This is a genomic window from Bacillus sp. FSL M8-0025 (assembly GCF_037975475.1).
GTDB classification, from domain to species: Bacteria; Bacillota; Bacilli; order Bacillales; family Bacillaceae; genus Bacillus; species Bacillus subtilis.
In genome coordinates this window covers 805,157-822,225 of record NZ_CP150258.1, presented here as the reverse complement: position 1 = coordinate 822,225, position 17,069 = coordinate 805,157, and the positions used below count along the sequence as shown (strand labels likewise).

Genomic DNA, 17,069 nt, shown 5'->3' with positions numbered 1-17,069 from the left:
TATTTAAACCCACTTCACAACATCTTCAACAGCAGATCTTGTTTTCGGACGAGGGTCTCTCACTCGGTAGCCAAATGCCACCATCACAGAAATATCGAAGCTTCCGTTTTCCAGAAGGCCTTCTTCTTCAAGAATACGGTGAATGTGATCGTACTGGAAGCCTTCGATCGGGCAGGAATCAACACCGATTTGCGCAGCGGCAGTCATCATGTTGCCAAGCGCGATATAGGTTTGTTTTGATGCCCAGTCAAACAATGTTCTGTCACTTTCAAGCAAATGCAAATCGTTTTTCTGGAATTCTTCTGTTTTGCTTAAATAGCCTTCGTACACGTCTTGAGGCATTTGTTTTACTTCTTTTAAATGACGTTTGATGTAGTCCGCATTATATTTGATATCCTTCGCTGTACGCGCAAGAATCAGGACGAAATGGCTTGCGGTCGGCAGCTGCTTTTGCGCGCCCCATGTGTATTCACGAAGCTTCTCGCGGAACTCCGGATTTTGGACGACGACAAATTTCCAAGGCTCAAGACCGAGTGAGCTCGGAGACAGTCTTCCTGTTTCTAAAATAAATTCAAAATCGCTGTCTGACACTTTTTTATTCGGGTCAAATTCCTTAGTCGCATGCCTGAAATTGTATGCATCCAGAATTTGTTTCTTTAGATCTGCCATGTAAAACACCTCTCCTTTAGGTTACTCTCATCTCTATTGTAGCCATTATGATAAAAAGTAAAAGTACGCACATTTTTGTTGGATAGTATCAATTTTGATACCAAACAAAAAAGCGCGCTGCCTCAGGCAGGCGCCTCTCTCATTTCCCCCGCCGCGCAAAATCAACAAATCGGAATTTGTCGAGACGGTGTCTGCTTTCCGTATATTGAAACAAACTGGTATCCTCCAAAAAGACGTAGTTTCTCACCACGACCATATGGTCATAGCCGCGTAAATCGAGCAGCTCTCTGTCCTCGTCCGTACACGGCTCGGCGACAATTTCTTTTTGGGCGTAACTGATCGAAAGACCGAGCTCTCCTTCTATATACTCATATATGGAGTTTTCACAAATTTCTTTCGTCAGGTGAGGGACATGCTTTCTGAAAAAGTAATCCTTGTCCAAAATCACATGTTCCCCGTCAATCTTTCTAGACCTGATGACTTCCCAGATGTCGTCATCCAGATTGGCCCGGAGCTGTTTTTGGATCAGCTCTGACGGAGGCTCCAGCCCGAATTTGTGTACAGTTGTTTTCGTTTCTTTGCCAAGCGTTTGCGCGAGCTCCTTGAAGCTGACAAGGCCCGAAACGGGAAACTGCATTTTTTCACGGTTGAGCACGACGGAGCCTTTTCCCCTGATTTTCTGGATATAACCGTTTTGCGCGAGCATATGAAGCGCCTTTCGGACCGTTTCTCTTGATGTACCGTACTGTGCGGTCAACTCATGTTCAGACGGAAGAATCTCCTCCGCTTTCCATCGGCCGCCTTCAATTTGCTGTGCGATGTCTTTATAAATTGTGATGAATTTATTCACCTTCATTATGGACCACCCAGCTTAGTTTAACACGGTTTCGTTAAACGATAAACAATGGACTCATACGGGCGAAGCGTCATGTTCTGAAGCCCTTCCCTTGCTTCATCGTTCGTCAACAGCACCTCTGCCTTCCATTCGTCAGGCGCTAAAGAGTCCGGCAGTGTAAAGGCCGCCTCTGTCCCGTAAAAATTATTGATCACGAGCAGCTTTTCATTGCTGCCGTGTCTGAGATACGCAAAAATGTTCGGGTCATCCTTTGCGATTAACTCATACGTTCCCTCTGTCACAATGTCATACATTTTGCGAATTCGAATCAATTTTTGATAATGGTAAAACACCGAATTCTGATCCCTCAGCGCCGCTTCAGCATTGATTTCCCGGTAATTTCCTGCAACCGGTATCCATGGTGTGCCCGTTGTAAAACCGCCATTCTCCGTAGCATCCCACTGAACGGGGGTTCTGGAATTGTCACGGGATTTCGCCTGTAAAATGGCTGTGATCTCTTGATCAGCCATTCCTTTTTCCTTAAAGGCGTGATACATGTTCAGCGATTCGACATCCCGATAGGAGCTGATGTCAGTAAACTTCGGATTCGTCATCCCCAGCTCCTCGCCCTGATAAATATAAGGCGTGCCCTGCATCATATGAATGGCCGTAGCAAGCATTTTCGCCGATTTCACCCTATATGCGCCATCATCTCCATATCTTGATACAACGCGCGGCTGATCATGATTGCACCAGAACAGAGCGTTCCATCCTCCTCCTGCGTGCATCCCCGTTTGCCAGTCGGATAGGATCTCCTTCAGCTTCAAAAAATCAAACGGCGCCAAGGCCCATTTTTCGCCGTTAGGATAGTCAACCTTGAGATGATGGAAGCTGAATGTCATATCAAGTTCTTTATTGTCAGGATTCGTATACCGGATACAGTGGTCTACGGTTGTTGAAGACATCTCACCGACCGTCATGCTGTCGTAATGTGAAAACACCTTTTCGTTCATTTCATGCAGAAATTCGTGCACTCGCGGCCCGTCAGTGTAAAAAGAGCGGCCGTCGCCGCCGTCCTCCGCATTCAGAAAGCGCTGATCTTTAGAAATCAGGTTGATGACATCAAGCCTGAAGCCATCTATTCCCTTTTCAAACCAAAAATGCATCATGTCATAGACATGCTTTCTGACCTCTTCATTTTCCCAATTCAAATCAGCCTGTGTCACATCAAACAGATGCAAATAGTATTGGCCCGATGCTTCGTCAAGCTCCCATGCCGAGCCGCCGAATTTCGATTCCCAGTTCGTCGGAACAGAACCGTTTTCCTGCGGGTTTTTCCATATATAAAAATCACGATACGGGCTGTCTATTGAAGAGATCGCCTCGCGAAACCATTTGTGCTCTGTTGACGTATGATTGACAACAAGATCCATGACGACTTTCAGGTCTCTTTTATGTGCTTCGGACACTAGCCGCTCAAAATCCTCCATCGTTCCATATTCAGGATAAATCGAGTAATAATCACGAATATCGTACCCATTATCATGCTGGGGAGAATCATAAATCGGCGTCAGCCAAAGCACATCCACCTGTAGCGTTTTTAAGTAATCCAGCTTTTCAATAATGCCGTTCAGATCGCCGACACCATTTCCCGTCGTATCATTAAAGCTTTTCGGATAAATTTGATAAACCACAGCTTTTTTCCACCATGGCGTTTGTTCTGTTTTCATCTGTTTCCACCACCATATTTAAATTGAAAACGGGAAAAGGGAACGTTCAACACGTCCCGCTCCCCATTTGTTATTTATGTTTGAATCTCGCATACGCGTATGTTCCGGCAAACGGCACGATCAATACAATAGCCATCCCGATTGCAAATGCGCCCCAGTACTGGCTCATGATTGAGAAAATCCCCGGCACGCCGCCGACACCGACGGAGCTTGCCAGCACACCTTGAGAAGAAATATACATTCCGGCCAGGCCAGAGCTGACCATTGCAATGATAAACGGGAATCTGTATCGCAGATTCACCCCAAAGATGGCAGGCTCTGTAATGCCAAGATAAGCAGAAATCCCTGATGTGAGGGAGAGGCCTTTTTGTTTCTCATCCTTCACGATAAACATCATGGCCAGAGCCGCCGAACCTTGTGCGATATTAGAAAGCGCCAGCATCGGCCATAAAAAGGTGCCGCCGAGCTTTGATCCGATGAGCTGCAGGTCGACTGCAAGAAACGTGTGATGCATACCGGTAATCACGAGCGCTGAGTAGAAACCGCCATATAACAGACCGCCCAGTGCGGCAAAAGAACCGAACACCGAGATAAGCCCTGAAGTCAGTACATTACCGATCGCAAATGTAATCGGGCCGATAATGATAAAAGAGGCAAATCCTGTTAAGAGAAGCGTAATTGGTGCGACAACGAGCAGCTGTATGCCCTCAGGTGTGCGTTTTGTTAAAAATACCTCAATCTTCGCCAGCATATAAGAAGCAAGCAAAATTGGGAGCACCTGGCCCTGATAGCCGACTTTCTGCACCTCTAGGCCGAATAGATTCCATACCGGGATCTCTCCGCTTTGTTCTGCCGCTCCATATCCCCACGCATTCAGCAAATCAGGATGCACGAGCATAACCCCGAGCACAATGCCGAGAAGCGGATTGCCGCCGAACCGCTTGACGGCAGACCATCCGATTAACGCAGGCAAAAACGTAAAGGCCGTGCCTGCAATCAGGTTAATCATATTAGCAAGATCCGCCCACTGTGGATAAACCTGCACAATCGATTTTGTGCTGAAGAAAATGCCTTCCGCCGTTAAAATGTTATTGATCCCCATTAAAAGACCCGCCGTGACAATCGCAGGCAATATTGGAATAAAAATATCTGCAAGCGTTTTCACAGCACGCTGCAAAGGATTCATATTTTTTTCTGAGGCCTTCTTCACTTCATCCTTTGTTGACTCGCCAATCCCCGTTTCCTTAACCAGTTCAGCATATACTTTATTGACAGTTCCCTGGCCGATTACAACCTGAAACTGTCCGTTTGTCGAGAATGATCCCTTTACCACATCAATTTGATCAAGCATCTCTTGGTCAACCTTGCTTTCATCTATTAAAGCAAAACGCAAACGTGTAACACAATGAGTTGCCGCTGCAATATTTTCAGCACCGCCGACTGCTTCGACAATCTGACGTGCCGATTTGTTCAGTTCCCCCATGCCAACCCCTCCGTATCCGTTTTTATAACTTGTATATACAACTTATAATCATATTGTATTCCTGTATATACAGGTAGTCAACACTTTTTTATAGCGCTTTCATCCTAGTCTGGAATATATGAAACAGACAAGGTTACCCTAAAAGTCACAAGCACTTGTTGAATATGACATTAAAAAGCAGGGTGAGCCTCTATGAATAAACGCGACAAAGCGCTTCAGCTCATCAAAGAGCTTGAAGACAATCAGGACAGACCGATCTCTCCCAATTTGAAGGAAAACCTCGAAAATCTGACCTTATTAACAGAAGGCTGCTCAGACATCGTATTTAGACAATTTGACTTTGGAAACGGGCTGTGCGGATTTATTGTTTATATCGAAGGAATTGTAAAATCTGAACATATTCAGGATCACGCCCTCCGCCCTTTCTTAATGCATTTGACGGATCAAATAGATGAACATGAAGAGGCGCTGCAAAATACTCTATCAATTTCAAGTGTTGCATTAGAAACGAGTATGAGCAAAGTGGCTGCATCCATCATTGAGGGGAACGCGGTTTTATTTGCTGACGGGCACTCAAAAGGCCTGATCTTAAATATAAAAGGCGGACAAAGAAGAAGCATTGAAGAGCCGATAACAGAATCGACCATCAGAGGGTCAAGAGAGGGCTTCACTGAAAGCCTCAGGGTCAATACCGCTCTTGTGCGCTTTCGCGTCAAAACGTTTCAGCTTAAAATGATCTCGTTTAAAATCGGCACGAAAACCAAAACCGATGTTGTCTTGGCCTATATTGACGGGCTTGCCGATCCAAAGGTCATTGACAAAGCAAAAAAAAGAATCAAAAAGATAAAGATTGATGCTGTCTTAGAAAGCGGATATATTGAAGAATTTATCGAAGACGACACGTACTCGCCATTCCCCCAGCTGCAATACACAGAAAGGCCGGACACCGTCGCCGCCCAGCTTCTCGAAGGCCGATTTGCCATTTTCACAGATAATACGCCCTTTGTCTTAACAGGCCCGATTACGTTTTGGCAGCTTATGCAGGCCAGTGAAGATTACTATGAGCGTTATTTGATGTCTAACTTAATCCGCTGGCTTCGCTATATGTTTTTATTCGTTGCTTTATATTTGCCGGCTATTTATGTTGCCGTTATTACATACCACCAGGACTTAATGCCGACAAACTTAATGTTCAGTGTGGCCTCTGCGCGTGAACCGATTCCTTTCCCCGCCATCATAGAAGCATTGATTATGGAAATTTCTTTTGAGGCTCTCCGTGAGGCGGGAGTGCGCCTGCCGAAAACCATCGGCCAGACCGTCAGTATTCTCGGGGCCCTAGTCATTGGGACAGCAGCTGTTGAAGCGGGAATTGTGTCTGCCCCCATGGTGATCATCGTATCGTTAACAGGGATCGCGTCATTCACAATTCCGCGGTTTAACTTAGCTATCTCCATCAGGATGCTTCGTTTCCCGCTTATGTTTTTGGCGAGTATTTTTGGGATATTCGGCATTATGCTCGGCACGATTATCTTAGTGCTTCATTTATGCAAGCTGCAATCTTTCGGCATTCCTTATTTATCCGGGATTTCTCCGTTTAAACGAGATGAAGTAAAAGATATTTTTGTCAGGGCGCCTTGGTGGACGATGACCAGAAGGCCGGGCACGTATTCGCGCGGCAACGGACAGAAGGGAGCGAAAAGAGAGGACCCAAAAGATGAAGAAAACAATATATAAGTGTGTTTTGCCGCTTCTCATTTGTATCCTTCTAACGGGGTGCTGGGACCGGACAGAAATCAATGACATTGCATTTGTTGTCAGCTCAGCCATTGATAAGAAAAAAGATCAGTATCGAGTGGCCATGCAGATTCCCTTGGTCGGCCAATTAGGCGGACAAACAGGGGGCGGCGGCGGAACTGCCGGTTCAAAAACATGGTATGTTGATTCAGCTTCCGGCACTACGATCAGAGAAGCGAACAACAAGCTGCAAACCTCCTTGTCACGGACAATCAATACGTCCCACAGACGTACAGTCATTATTGGAGAGGATATGGCGAGAGACGGCGTTGCCCCAGTCTTTGATATTTTAACGCGAAATCCGCAGAACAGATTAACGGCGCTCATTTTAGTCAGCCGGGGAGAAGCGCGGGACATTTTAAATACCGATGTTCAGCTTGAACAATTTCCGGCGGAAATGATTCGGGAGCTGGCCATTATCGCAACGAGCCGCCCCGTTTTCTTAAGCAGATTCATGTCTGATCTAGTAGAAATAGGCAGTGATCCGTATGCACCGGTTATCTCTGCATCTAAAACAAAACCTGGAGGGAAAGGCAAATCTAATTTGAAAATTGACGGGCTTGCGATCTTTAAAAAGGACAGATTGATGGATATTTTCAAAGATGAACACATGACAGCAGCCCTGATGTTGCTGAATCAAGCCCGCCAGCCAGAATTCATAGTAGACCTGCCGAATCAAATGGGGCAAGCATCCATTCAGCTTCAAAAGTCCAATGCATCCTTTCATGCCGCTGAAAAAAACGGAAAGCTGTCAATGACAATCGAGATCAGAGCCAAAGGAATTATTATGGAAAACCAATCAACCTATGAGACGAGAGAAAATGACCAGTATTACATCATTCAAAAAGCACTAAACAGAACCATAAAGAAGGATGTGATCAGCACCGTTCATCGTTTGCAAAAGCTAAAGGCGGACCCGGCCGGCTTTCAAGACAGGACCATCAGAAGCACGGCAACCACGAAGAATCTGCTGAAAAAGGAATGGGAAGAGGTATATAAAGATATGGAGGTTCACGTCGTCCCAATTGTGACGATTGAGCAGGGCGGTGTCCTATACAAAACGATCAGCCATTAATGGAGGTGCGTCAGCATGATCAGCTTTATCGTACAGACATTGATTGTGTGCATTGCCATATACGCATATGAATGGAAGAATTTTCGTTCCGCTAACAATCTAACAAAATGGGCCTTCAGCCTGCTGATTGCAGGAAGTGCTTTTCTATGGATTTATATGAGAGTGAATCCCCTGCTTCCGCGGCTGGGGCACCTGTTTAAATATATTCCGTTTTGAACATGACAGAAAGGATGTGCTTTATGGACAAGACCTCTGCATACCAAGGATTATTTTTCGGAGCTCTGTATACGTTAGCAGTCGGATTAAAGCATGCTCCGATTCTCATGATCGAATCAGCAAAACAAAATGCCTGGCACAGCTACATCCTCGGCGTTGTCATCGTGATTCCGGCACTCTGGCTCATGCATAGGCTGATGAAAAAGCATCAGGATAAAAATATCTATGAGCTGCTGAGCGATTCCTCACCAATCGCAGGCCGGATTATCATTTTACTGTTTTCTTTGTATTTCCTGTTAATCAATGCTCATGACATCCGTTTTTTCATCAATTTGATTAACATTTTATTTCTCCCGAGAACACCAATGGCTGTTCTTGGCGGTGTTATTATCTTTGTGGCGATCTGTATTGCCAGAGAGGGAAAAGAAACATTGACCAGAATGGCGCAGATATTCCTATTTCCATTCGGCATCCTGGTCTTGTTCCTTCCATTTACGCTGGCCACACAAATTGAGCTTCAAAACTTGACGCCTGTTTTTGAAGGTCTAATCCCATACCTTCAATCAGGCTATTACGCGTTTGGGACAATGGGGGAATTGATTATCCTTCCGCTTCTCTTCTCAAACCGGAGCGTCCCGCTAAAATACACCATTTTCGCGATACTGCTGGGCGCTTTATTGCTGGCCGTGATGTTATTTTCTTCAATTTCTGTCTTTGGTCCCAACCTGACATCTACTTTCTTTGATCCTGCTTATATGGTCATCAGGCAGATCCGCATTACGGATTTTCTGGATCGCTCAGACCTGATCATCGCGGCTTTTTGGATTCCAGTCATTATGGTGAAGATAGCAGGTTCCCTATATATCGTGGTATACGGCCTTTCGTTTTTACACTCAAAAATCGACCCGAAAGCCATGTATACACCAACCGGCATGTTCTCAGTCGTATGCGGCTTTTGGTTCTTTTTAAATACAAATCAGCTAATCGACTTTAACAGAATCAAACCAATCATTAATGTAGTGATTTCTCTTTTGCTGCCTTTACTCATTTATTTGATCATAAAAAGCAAAGCGTTGTTCAGCGCCAAAGCAAAGCACTAGGAATTTTTAGCTTCTTTTGTTTGATAAACAGGATTCTGTTTTGTTTTTCTTATATCTTTCAGGTAGTACTGTTCAGATGTAAAGAATTCGGTGTACAGCGCTTTTACCTTTCTGCTCAATAACAACAGCGCAATCACATTTGGAACGAGAATAAAAGCCAATGCTAAGTCCAAAAAGCCCCAAATGGCTTTTGCTCCGCCTGCGGCACCTATGATAATAGCCGCTAAATATACGAATTTAATCACGTGTCCTGCCAGCCGCCCGAACAGAAATTCAGCTTGCTTTACGCCGTAAAAAATGACAACCATAATGGTTGATACGACAAAGAAGACTAGGGAAACCGAAACGAAGTACCCTCCGCCAGAACCGAAATAATGCTGAAATGCAGCCGTCGTCAGTGCTGCCGGGTCAATTGAGGCGTTCTTCCCTGTCCAGACACCAGATGCAAGAACGACAAAAGCGGTGGTCGTGCAGATGATCAAGGTGTCAATGACAATGCCGATCACAGACCAAAACCCTTGCCGCACAGGATGATCAGTCATTGCTGCCGCATGTGCAATCGGGGCTGTTCCCATTCCGGCTTCATTAGAATACAGCCCGCGGGCAAATCCCCAGCGAACGGTTTCCGCCAACGCAGCACCTGCGAACCCTCCAACTGCTGAAGAAGAGGTAAACGCATTTGAAAAAACGAGAGAGAAAAACGCCGGCACTGATGATAGATTCATGAGAACAATCAGGAGACCGGCACCTGCGTATGCCCCTGCATAAGAGGCACGACAAACTCTGTTACTTTTCCGATCCGCTTTACCCCTCCTATCACCACTAACCCAATCAAAAATGCAATTCCGATTCCTGCGTATATTTTATTGAAAGAAAACGTCTCGGCAAGCGAGACTGAAACCGAATTTCCCTGAACCATAATGCTGGGAATCAGCTCCACAATCAGCGCAACAGAGAAGAATACGCCGAGCCATTTCATGCGCAGCCCTTTTGTTATGTAATACATCGGTCCCCCGACGTATTCACCCTGCTCATTTTTTTCTCTGTAATGAACAGCAAGAACACTTTCAGAAAACTTAATCGCCATGGCAAATAAGGCAATAAGCCACATCCAAAAAACCGCTCCTGGTCCTCCAAACATAATAGCGGCGGGCACACCGACAATGTTCGCTGCACCGATCGTTGAACTGAGGGCTGAGGTCAATGCCTGAAGCGGTGTGACTGTGCCCTCTCCCTTCGGCTTTTTTCCTACACTGCCGATTGTCTGTTTGAAAATGTATAAAGGATAGCGAAATTGAAAACCTTTCAGCAAAATAGTGAAATACAAGCCCGTCCCCGTCAGCAGGATGATTAGCGGCGGACCCCACAGCCAATCAGATATATGCTCTATCCATACTAATAGTCGTTCCATCCCATCACCCTTTTTTCGTTTATGAATCATTTCCCATAGATGGAAAAACATAAACCTTTTGACATAGAACTTGGAACATAAAAAGGATGGCTTTTATCAATCGCCATCCTGCAGACAAGACAAATCAGCTGGAAGAAGGTCTGTTTCGTCCAAGCCGGTCATATACTTTATTCTTATAAAAAGCGGATGCTGGCTTTGAAAACATGCCTTTTTTGTCGACAAGCTTATCAAGCAGCAATTGCTTTTCAGATTTTTTTCTGATTAATTGCTCGCGTTCTTTTTCGTCATAGCACTTTTCGATTAAATGGTCGATGGTCATAAGCTCTTTTTTGAGCGCGCCCTCGTCCTCTGCCATTCCCGCGTTTTTCAAAATACGATAGCCCATGCGCAGCGATTCCGGCAAGTGTGCCGCGTCATCCTTCGGCAGCGGCTTCCCCATTCCCGGGAGGTTTTGAAAGTCCCCGTCTTTGATGGCGCGCTTAATTTTATCTTCAGACACAATATGGGAAAAATCCATCATTTCACCTCTTTTTATCTATACCTTATATTTTATCATACAATTCTCAATGTACCATTTTATTCCTTTATTTCTAGAAAGATACCTTGTTTTACATTTGGTAATATCAAAGCGAAACGTTGATTCGACGGCGTTTTTCGCCACTTTCTCCCTCATACGATTTTCACTTTTCTAATCTGCTGATTCGTGTTATATTGGATACGTTCGTTTTTTCTATCGTTTCGCTCGAACTGGATCGGAAAAAAGGAGTGTAACAATGAAAACATTTATAAAAGAAAGAGGACTGGCCTTCTTCTTAATTGCGGTCGTCCTGTTATGGATCAAAACGTATGTCGGTTATGTCCTGAACTTCAACTTAGGAATAGACAACACGATACAAAAAATATTGCTTTTTGTGAATCCTCTTAGCTCAAGCTTGTTCTTTCTTGGCTTTGGACTCTTGTTCAAGAAAAAATTACAGCAGACAGCCATTATAGTGATTCATTTTTTAATGTCTTTTTTACTGTACGCCAACATTGTGTACTACAGATTTTTCAATGATTTTATTACAATTCCGGTCATTATGCAGGCTAAAACAAACGGCGGCCAACTCGGTGACAGCGCATTTTCGCTGATGAGACCGACTGACGCCTTTTACTTTATCGATACGATCATCCTGATCATCTTGGCGATCAAAGTAAACAAGCCTGCCGAAACGTCAAGCAAAAAATCGTTCCGAATTATTTTTGCGTCTTCAATTCTTGTGTTCTTGATCAACCTGGCAGTTGCGGAATCAGACCGTCCTGAATTGCTGACAAGATCATTCGACCGGAACTATCTTGTGAAATACTTGGGAACATACAATTTCACGATTTATGACGCTGTACAGAATATCAAGTCCAACAGCCAGCGCGCGCTTGCCGATTCCAGCGACGTAACGGAAGTAGAAAACTACATGAAAGCCAATTACGATGTGCCGAATAACGTGTATTTCGGCAAAGCGGAAGGAAAAAACGTCATTTACGTTTCACTTGAATCTTTGCAGTCATTTATCATCGACTATAAAATTGACGGCAAAGAAGTGACACCGTTCTTAAATAAACTGGCACATGATAACGAAACGTTCTACTTTGATAACTTTTTCCACCAAACGGGACAAGGTAAAACATCTGATGCTGAATTTATGATGGAAAACTCTCTGTACCCGCTGGCTCAAGGTTCAGTTTTCGTAAACAAAGCGCAAAACACGCTGCAATCCGTTCCGGCGATTCTGAAGTCTAAGAATTACACATCTGCTACTTTCCACGGGAACACGCAGACGTTCTGGAACCGTAACGAAATGTACAAGGCGGAAGGCATTGATAAATTCTTTGATTCTGCTTACTATGACATGAACGAAGAAAACACGAAAAACTACGGCATGAAAGACAAACCGTTCTTCAAAGAATCAATGCCGCTGCTGGAAAGCCTGCCGCAGCCGTTCTATACGAAGTTCATTACCCTGTCTAACCACTTCCCATTCGGAATGGATGAGGGGGATACAGACTTCCCGGCTGGAGACTTTGGTGACTCTGTCGTCGATAACTACTTCCAGTCAGCCCATTACCTTGATCAGTCCATTGAACAATTCTTCAATGATCTGAAAAAAGACGGGTTATATGATAAATCGATTATTGTGATGTACGGAGACCACTACGGCATCTCTGAAAACCACAATAAAGCGATGGCGAAAGTGCTTGGCAAGGATGAAATCACTGATTACGACAACGCCCAGCTTCAACGGGTGCCGCTCTTTATCCACGCTGCCGGCGTGAAGGGCGAGAAAGTTCATAAATATGCCGGAGACGTTGATGTGGCTCCTACCATTCTGCATCTGCTCGGAGTGGATACGAAGGACTATCTGATGTCCGGTTCTGATATTTTATCGAAAGAACACCGTGAAGTGATTCCGTTCCGAAACGGAGACTTTATTTCACCGAAGTACACGAAAATATCCGGTAAGTATTACGACACGAAAACCGGAAAAGAACTCGATGAATCCGAAGTCGACAAGTCAGAAGACTCGCTCGTCAAGAAGGAACTTGAAATGTCCGATAAAATCATAAACGGAGACCTGCTGCGGTTCTACGAGCCGAAAGGTTTTAAGAAGGTGAATCCTTCCGATTATGATTACACAAAACATGACGAAGATTCTTCCGAAACGTCAAAGGATAACGAAGATAAATAAGAAAAAGCGGAGAGGGCAACCTCTCCGCTTTTTTTATTTGACAGCAGCCCTCAATTCTTCCGCCGCAAATTCCACATTCGGGCCAATAATGACTTGAACCGATTGCCCGCCTGATTTGACAACCCCTTTTGCGCCTGCTTTCTTTAGCAGCGCTTCATCCACCAAAGCGGTATCCTTCACAGTCAGTCGCAGCCTTGTGGCGCAATGATCAATGGTTTGAAGGTTTTCTTTTCCGCCGAGCCCTTTCAGCATGATGTTTTCATTTACATCCTGGACAGTATTTTCATCCAGCACTTCATCCACATCATCGTCTTCCCGTCCAGGCGTTTTTAAATTCAAAGCCTTAATCAGTACATAAAACACGATAAAGTATACTGCCGCATAGCATATACCTACCAAAAGCAGAAGCAGCGGTTTTTCTGCGATTCCATAGCTGAGCACATAATCGATAGCTCCAGCTGAAAAAGAAAAGCCTGAACGGATGCCGAGCCAGTTGACGATAAATAAAGATAACCCGGTTAAGACCGCGTGAACAGCGTATAAAAGCGGAGATAAAAACATAAATGCAAACTCAATCGGCTCCGTAATCCCTGTGATAAACGCCGTTAAAGCAAATCCAATCATCATTCCAGCCGTCGCTTTCCGTTTAGACGGCTTCGCAGTCACAACCATAGCCAGACACGCCGCCGGAAGACCGAACATCATGATTGGGAAGAATCCGGTCATATATGTGCCCGCTGTCGGATCTTTCGCGAAAAAGCGCGCCAGATCCCCTGTCACTCCGTTATATTCTCCGAATTGGAACCAGAAAATATTGTTCAGCACATGGTGAAGGCCAAGCGGAATTAACAGCCTGTTGAAAAGGCCGAATATGCCTGCCCCGATGCCGCCGAGCCCGAGCATCCACTCTCCAAACGAGTTGATACACGATTGAATCGGCGGCCAGACGACTCCGAATATGCCCGCTAAAATGATCGTAATAATGGCTGTTAAAATCGGCACAAGCCGTCTGCCACTGAAGAACCCGAGATATTCAGGCAGCTTGGTATCCTTGAAGCGGTTATAGGTGTAACCGGCAATTAAACCGGCAATAATTCCCCCAAACACCGCCATGTTATTTGTTTTATCAATTGTCTTTGTTGCCGCGTCAAGCATCAGATACGATATCGCCCCTGATAAACCCGCGGCCCCATTGCTGTCTTTTGAAATGCCGATGGCAATACCGATCGCAAAAATAAGCGGCAGATGATCAAAAACCGCCGTCCCCGCCTGATAGACAAACGGGATATTAAATACATCCTCTCTGCCAAGCGCAAGGATAATTCCAACCGCAGGCAGAACCGCAATCGGGAGCATAAATGACTTCCCGAGTTTTTGTAAAAATGAAAGCATACCCATCCCCCTCATACCCTTTTTTTTCAAATATACCATATAAGATATCTAGTGATCTATACCAATTTTCCCGGGGGTATTTCTTTTTTCCCAGGTCCGTGTGTTTCCTATTTTTAAGACAGTTGTGGTAAGCTTAATCTAGATTATTTAAAAAGAAAGCGGGAATGACAGATGATTGTAACAAACGATCAAGAATTAGAAGGCCTGAAAAAAATCGGAAGAATCGTCGCGTTTGCGCGTGAAGAAATGAAGCGGAAGGCAGAGCCCGGCATGAGCACAAAAGACCTTGACCTTATCGGAAAAGCTGTGCTTGATGAGCACGGCGCCGTTTCAGCTCCTGAGAAGGAATACGATTTTCCAGGTGTGACATGCATCAGCGTAAATGATGAAGTGGCTCACGGCATACCAAGCACATCCAAAATTTTAAAAGCAGGGGATCTTGTCAACATCGACATCTCCGCTGAATTTGGCGGCTTCTATTCCGACACAGGCATCTCATTTGTGCTCGGTGAAGGAGAAGAACGCCTTCATAAGCTTTGCCAATGCGCGGAAAACGCATTTCAAAAGGGGCTTCAGCAGGCAAAAGCGGGCAAGCGCCAAAACCAGATCGGAAGAGCCGTTTATCATGAAGCACGCTCTCAAGGCTTTACCGTCATCAAAACCCTGACCGGCCACGGAATCGGCCGAAGCCTGCATGAAGCGCCGAACCACATCATGAACTATTATGATCCGTTTGATAACGCACTGTTCAAAAATGGCACAGTCATCGCGCTTGAACCGTTTATTTCAACGAAAGCAGAAACGATTGTTGAAGCTGGAGACGGCTGGACGTTCAAGACGCCGGATAAAAGCATGGTTGCCCAAGTTGAACACACGATCGTCATCACAAAAGATGAACCGATTATCCTGACGAAACTGTAAAACACATTCCGGGCTTCCGGCAGGTTTAACCTCCTCCAATTGCAGGTAAAGCATCATTATTCTGTACGAGGAGGTCTTGCAATGAACAGAGATCAAGAAAAAATCCAAATTGAAAACGAAATGAACGCGATGCATGGCACAATAAAAGAAGACATTTTAAAAGACTTTGAGGAATTTAAAGGCTACCTGAAAAAACAAGTCAACCGAGGCAAAAAGCTGGGATTGGATGACGGCAAGCTTGTAAAAAGCGCTGCGATCCTGGGAGACTACCTCGCAAAGCATGAAGAGCCGCAAAACGGTGAAGAAATGCTGCTGCAAGAGCTTTGGAGCGTTGCAGACGAAGATGAGAAAGAACATTTGGCACAGCTTCTGGTCAAATTGGTTGATAAACAATAAAACATGAGCCGGGCGATATGCGCCCGGCTTTCTTGATATTGTCACAGCCCGGCTCTTTCAGATATGCTACACTACTATTATGTCTGTGAAAGGAGCCTTTATCTGCATGTGGTTTATTATTTTCGGCATCATTTTTTTCATTGAAGGCATCATTATGACCGTTTACGGCGTTAAGAAAAAAAACGGGATGCTCACATATATCGGCATTGTTTTCGCCATTATGACATTTGGCGTTGTCATGATCAAACTAACCGGCCATTAAATCATATTCGGCTTTTGCTCCGCATATACATTCAGAAGAACATTCGTACATCTAGTGCGAAAGGCTCAGTTTTCCCCGCATCTCTTTTCAGCATCTTTTTATAGATGTTACAATGCCAATCGTTTCGAAATCAGATAGGGAAAGGAGTTTTCTGACATGCATTACGGCAGTAAAGGCTGGTATGTGGCAGAACTAAAAAAGCAGGGGATCACGCACCATGAAGGAAGAAAGCTTCAAAGCTATAAAACCTATTTTCTTGCCAACCTGCTTGAATCAAAGAAAAAACAATCTTAAATATGGCAAAGCCGCGCACGTTGATATGCGCGGCTTTTTTCTATTCAACCGGCAGCAGCCTGTCCTTTTTTTTCATAAAGGACGCTCTCCAGCTTTCCGATAGTGCAGCCTCACTTAAAATCAGTTCAATGGCGGTGAGATTTTTTGCATCATGGTAGTTGATGCGGTTGGCGAACTGGACGGATATGCCCTTCTCTCCTCTGGACAGCAATTCAAGGTTCGCGCCGGGAGACACCCTGCCCTCCTCCAGCACGCGAAAATAGAACCCTGTATAGCCGGTTTGCTGGACCTTCAGCACCATTTCTTTTACACCAAACTTTTTCGCCAGCTTTACACACGGCTGGCGCGGCTGGCTGACCTGAACAACAGCTTCATCAAGCCTGAACACATCCCCGATGCAAACATTCTCCTCAGTCAGGCCCGCGACCGTCAGATTTTCTCCAAATGCGGCATTTGACAGCGGTCTTGAGAGGAACTCTTCCCAAAACGGATAATGCTCCGCCGGGTAGACACAGACAGCCTTATCAGGTCCGCCGTGGTTGACGAGGTCCGCCTGTCCGTCTCCTTCAAAATTCTCCCGATACAGCATGACGGCTGATTCAGCCGGCCGCTTCATGATGCCGGTTTCGATTTTCTTTCCGTCATATTCAAGCGTCTGCGGTTTTCCCAGATTAAGAGAAAGAACTGAATAGCGCTCTGGTTTCATACAAACACATCCCCTTTACAGGTTGTAAAATGATTGATTATCATAAAAAGAAAAGGTGGTTT

General features: G+C 45.0%; 17 protein-coding genes and 1 pseudogene. 9 read left to right on the top strand and 9 right to left on the bottom strand.

Translation table 11 applies throughout. The features are described from left to right. Positions 1-3: 3 nt before the first annotated feature. The 4 genes from MKX38_RS04200 to treP all read right to left on the bottom strand — a co-directional run bounded on the left by MKX38_RS04200 (position 4) and on the right by treP (position 4,717). The gene (locus tag MKX38_RS04200) at positions 4-669 is read right to left on the bottom strand and encodes an NAD(P)H-dependent oxidoreductase (RefSeq protein ID WP_014476144.1); all 666 of its coding nucleotides are present in this window, start codon (positions 667-669) and stop codon (positions 4-6) included. 139 nt (positions 670-808) lie between these two features. Further along, positions 809-1,525: a trehalose operon repressor gene (gene treR, locus MKX38_RS04195; protein WP_003233679.1), complete on the bottom strand. Its 717-nt coding sequence runs from the start codon at positions 1,523-1,525 to the stop codon at positions 809-811. A gap of 20 nt (positions 1,526-1,545) precedes the next feature. Beyond that, the gene (gene treC / locus MKX38_RS04190) at positions 1,546-3,234 is read right to left on the bottom strand and encodes an alpha,alpha-phosphotrehalase (protein WP_339188746.1); all 1,689 of its coding nucleotides are present in this window, start codon (positions 3,232-3,234) and stop codon (positions 1,546-1,548) included. Between the two features lie 70 nt (positions 3,235-3,304). Beyond that, a complete protein-coding gene (treP, locus tag MKX38_RS04185; protein ID WP_003233682.1) occupies positions 3,305-4,717 on the bottom strand; it encodes a PTS system trehalose-specific EIIBC component in 1,413 nt (470 codons plus the stop codon). Between the two features lie 192 nt (positions 4,718-4,909). Here treP and MKX38_RS04180 point away from each other — a divergent pair, with 192 nt between their 5' ends. Genes MKX38_RS04180 through MKX38_RS04165 form a run of 4 tightly spaced genes read left to right on the top strand, consistent with a single transcriptional unit; the run spans position 4,910 to position 8,902 of the window. Then, on the top strand, positions 4,910-6,451 hold the full coding sequence (locus tag MKX38_RS04180; RefSeq protein WP_003233683.1) for a spore germination protein: 1,542 nt from the start codon (positions 4,910-4,912) through the stop codon (positions 6,449-6,451). After that, on the top strand, positions 6,432-7,586 hold the full coding sequence (locus MKX38_RS04175; RefSeq protein WP_003243672.1) for a Ger(x)C family spore germination protein: 1,155 nt from the start codon (positions 6,432-6,434) through the stop codon (positions 7,584-7,586). The genes MKX38_RS04180 and MKX38_RS04175 overlap by 20 nt, the downstream gene beginning before the upstream one ends. Before the next feature lie 15 nt (positions 7,587-7,601). Continuing rightward, complete coding sequence (locus MKX38_RS04170; protein WP_151262085.1) at positions 7,602-7,802, top strand: hypothetical protein; 201 nt, start codon at positions 7,602-7,604, stop codon at positions 7,800-7,802. 23 nt (positions 7,803-7,825) lie between these two features. Beyond that, positions 7,826-8,902: an endospore germination permease gene (locus tag MKX38_RS04165; RefSeq protein ID WP_029726872.1), complete on the top strand. Its 1,077-nt coding sequence runs from the start codon at positions 7,826-7,828 to the stop codon at positions 8,900-8,902. Here the strand turns inward: MKX38_RS04165 and MKX38_RS04160 are convergent. The 3 genes and pseudogenes from MKX38_RS04160 to MKX38_RS04150 all read right to left on the bottom strand — a co-directional run bounded on the left by MKX38_RS04160 (position 8,899) and on the right by MKX38_RS04150 (position 10,986). Further along, positions 8,899-10,313, bottom strand: a pseudogene (locus MKX38_RS04160) (sodium:alanine symporter family protein). The gene MKX38_RS04165 and the pseudogene MKX38_RS04160 overlap by 4 nt on opposite strands. 124 nt (positions 10,314-10,437) lie before the next feature. Continuing rightward, positions 10,438-10,830 (bottom strand): DUF1992 domain-containing protein, encoded by a 393-nt coding sequence (locus tag MKX38_RS04155; protein ID WP_003233692.1) that lies wholly within the window; start codon positions 10,828-10,830, stop codon positions 10,438-10,440. 18 nt (positions 10,831-10,848) lie between these two features. After that, positions 10,849-10,986 (bottom strand): hypothetical protein, encoded by a 138-nt coding sequence (locus MKX38_RS04150; RefSeq protein ID WP_010886442.1) that lies wholly within the window; start codon positions 10,984-10,986, stop codon positions 10,849-10,851. Positions 10,987-11,086: 100 nt separating this feature from the next. Between MKX38_RS04150 and ltaS the strand changes: the two genes are divergently transcribed. Beyond that, positions 11,087-13,036 (top strand): lipoteichoic acid synthase, encoded by a 1,950-nt coding sequence (ltaS, locus tag MKX38_RS04145; protein ID WP_003233694.1) that lies wholly within the window; start codon positions 11,087-11,089, stop codon positions 13,034-13,036. 33 nt (positions 13,037-13,069) lie between these two features. On the opposite strand, the gene nagE is transcribed toward ltaS, so the two are convergent. After that, positions 13,070-14,428 (bottom strand): N-acetylglucosamine-specific PTS transporter subunit IIBC, encoded by a 1,359-nt coding sequence (nagE, locus tag MKX38_RS04140; protein ID WP_003243372.1) that lies wholly within the window; start codon positions 14,426-14,428, stop codon positions 13,070-13,072. Positions 14,429-14,599: 171 nt separating this feature from the next. Here nagE and map point away from each other — a divergent pair, with 171 nt between their 5' ends. The 4 genes from map to MKX38_RS04120 all read left to right on the top strand — a co-directional run bounded on the left by map (position 14,600) and on the right by MKX38_RS04120 (position 16,301). Next, complete coding sequence (gene map, locus MKX38_RS04135) at positions 14,600-15,349, top strand: type I methionyl aminopeptidase (RefSeq protein ID WP_069322452.1); 750 nt, start codon at positions 14,600-14,602, stop codon at positions 15,347-15,349. An 81-nt stretch (positions 15,350-15,430) separates the two neighbouring features. Then, positions 15,431-15,745: a DUF3243 domain-containing protein gene (locus tag MKX38_RS04130; RefSeq protein WP_003242951.1), complete on the top strand. Its 315-nt coding sequence runs from the start codon at positions 15,431-15,433 to the stop codon at positions 15,743-15,745. A gap of 106 nt (positions 15,746-15,851) precedes the next feature. Further along, the gene (locus tag MKX38_RS04125; protein WP_003244572.1) at positions 15,852-16,007 is read left to right on the top strand and encodes a hypothetical protein; all 156 of its coding nucleotides are present in this window, start codon (positions 15,852-15,854) and stop codon (positions 16,005-16,007) included. A gap of 156 nt (positions 16,008-16,163) precedes the next feature. Next, positions 16,164-16,301: a YflJ family protein gene (locus MKX38_RS04120; protein ID WP_003233704.1), complete on the top strand. Its 138-nt coding sequence runs from the start codon at positions 16,164-16,166 to the stop codon at positions 16,299-16,301. 40 nt (positions 16,302-16,341) lie between these two features. On the opposite strand, the gene MKX38_RS04115 is transcribed toward MKX38_RS04120, so the two are convergent. Beyond that, positions 16,342-17,007 carry an MOSC domain-containing protein gene (locus tag MKX38_RS04115; protein ID WP_014479155.1) on the bottom strand — a complete coding sequence of 222 codons (666 nt, stop codon included), beginning with the start codon at positions 17,005-17,007 and terminating at the stop codon, positions 16,342-16,344. Positions 17,008-17,069 lie beyond the last annotated feature (62 nt).

Bases quoted from the DNA above. Each gene is read 5' to 3' on its own strand.
- map (WP_069322452.1), top strand. From the start codon at position 14,600: ATGATTGTAACAAACGATCAAGAATTAGAAGGCCTGAAAAAAATCGGA.
- treC (WP_339188746.1), bottom strand. From the start codon at position 3,234: ATGAAAACAGAACAAACGCCATGGTGGAAAAAAGCTGTGGTTTATCAA.
- treP (WP_003233682.1), bottom strand. From the start codon at position 4,717: ATGGGGGAACTGAACAAATCGGCACGTCAGATTGTCGAAGCAGTCGGC.
- MKX38_RS04180 (WP_003233683.1), top strand. From the start codon at position 4,910: ATGAATAAACGCGACAAAGCGCTTCAGCTCATCAAAGAGCTTGAAGAC.
- treR (WP_003233679.1), bottom strand. From the start codon at position 1,525: ATGAAGGTGAATAAATTCATCACAATTTATAAAGACATCGCACAGCAA.
- MKX38_RS04175 (WP_003243672.1), top strand. From the start codon at position 6,432: ATGAAGAAAACAATATATAAGTGTGTTTTGCCGCTTCTCATTTGTATC.
- ltaS (WP_003233694.1), top strand. From the start codon at position 11,087: ATGAAAACATTTATAAAAGAAAGAGGACTGGCCTTCTTCTTAATTGCG.
- MKX38_RS04115 (WP_014479155.1), bottom strand. From the start codon at position 17,007: ATGAAACCAGAGCGCTATTCAGTTCTTTCTCTTAATCTGGGAAAACCG.
- MKX38_RS04165 (WP_029726872.1), top strand. From the start codon at position 7,826: ATGGACAAGACCTCTGCATACCAAGGATTATTTTTCGGAGCTCTGTAT.
- MKX38_RS04155 (WP_003233692.1), bottom strand. From the start codon at position 10,830: ATGGATTTTTCCCATATTGTGTCTGAAGATAAAATTAAGCGCGCCATC.
- MKX38_RS04200 (WP_014476144.1), bottom strand. From the start codon at position 669: ATGGCAGATCTAAAGAAACAAATTCTGGATGCATACAATTTCAGGCAT.
- MKX38_RS04120 (WP_003233704.1), top strand. From the start codon at position 16,164: ATGCATTACGGCAGTAAAGGCTGGTATGTGGCAGAACTAAAAAAGCAG.
- MKX38_RS04150 (WP_010886442.1), bottom strand. From the start codon at position 10,986: ATGAGGGAGAAAGTGGCGAAAAACGCCGTCGAATCAACGTTTCGCTTT.
- MKX38_RS04170 (WP_151262085.1), top strand. From the start codon at position 7,602: ATGATCAGCTTTATCGTACAGACATTGATTGTGTGCATTGCCATATAC.
- MKX38_RS04130 (WP_003242951.1), top strand. From the start codon at position 15,431: ATGAACAGAGATCAAGAAAAAATCCAAATTGAAAACGAAATGAACGCG.
- MKX38_RS04125 (WP_003244572.1), top strand. From the start codon at position 15,852: ATGTGGTTTATTATTTTCGGCATCATTTTTTTCATTGAAGGCATCATT.
- nagE (WP_003243372.1), bottom strand. From the start codon at position 14,428: ATGCTTTCATTTTTACAAAAACTCGGGAAGTCATTTATGCTCCCGATT.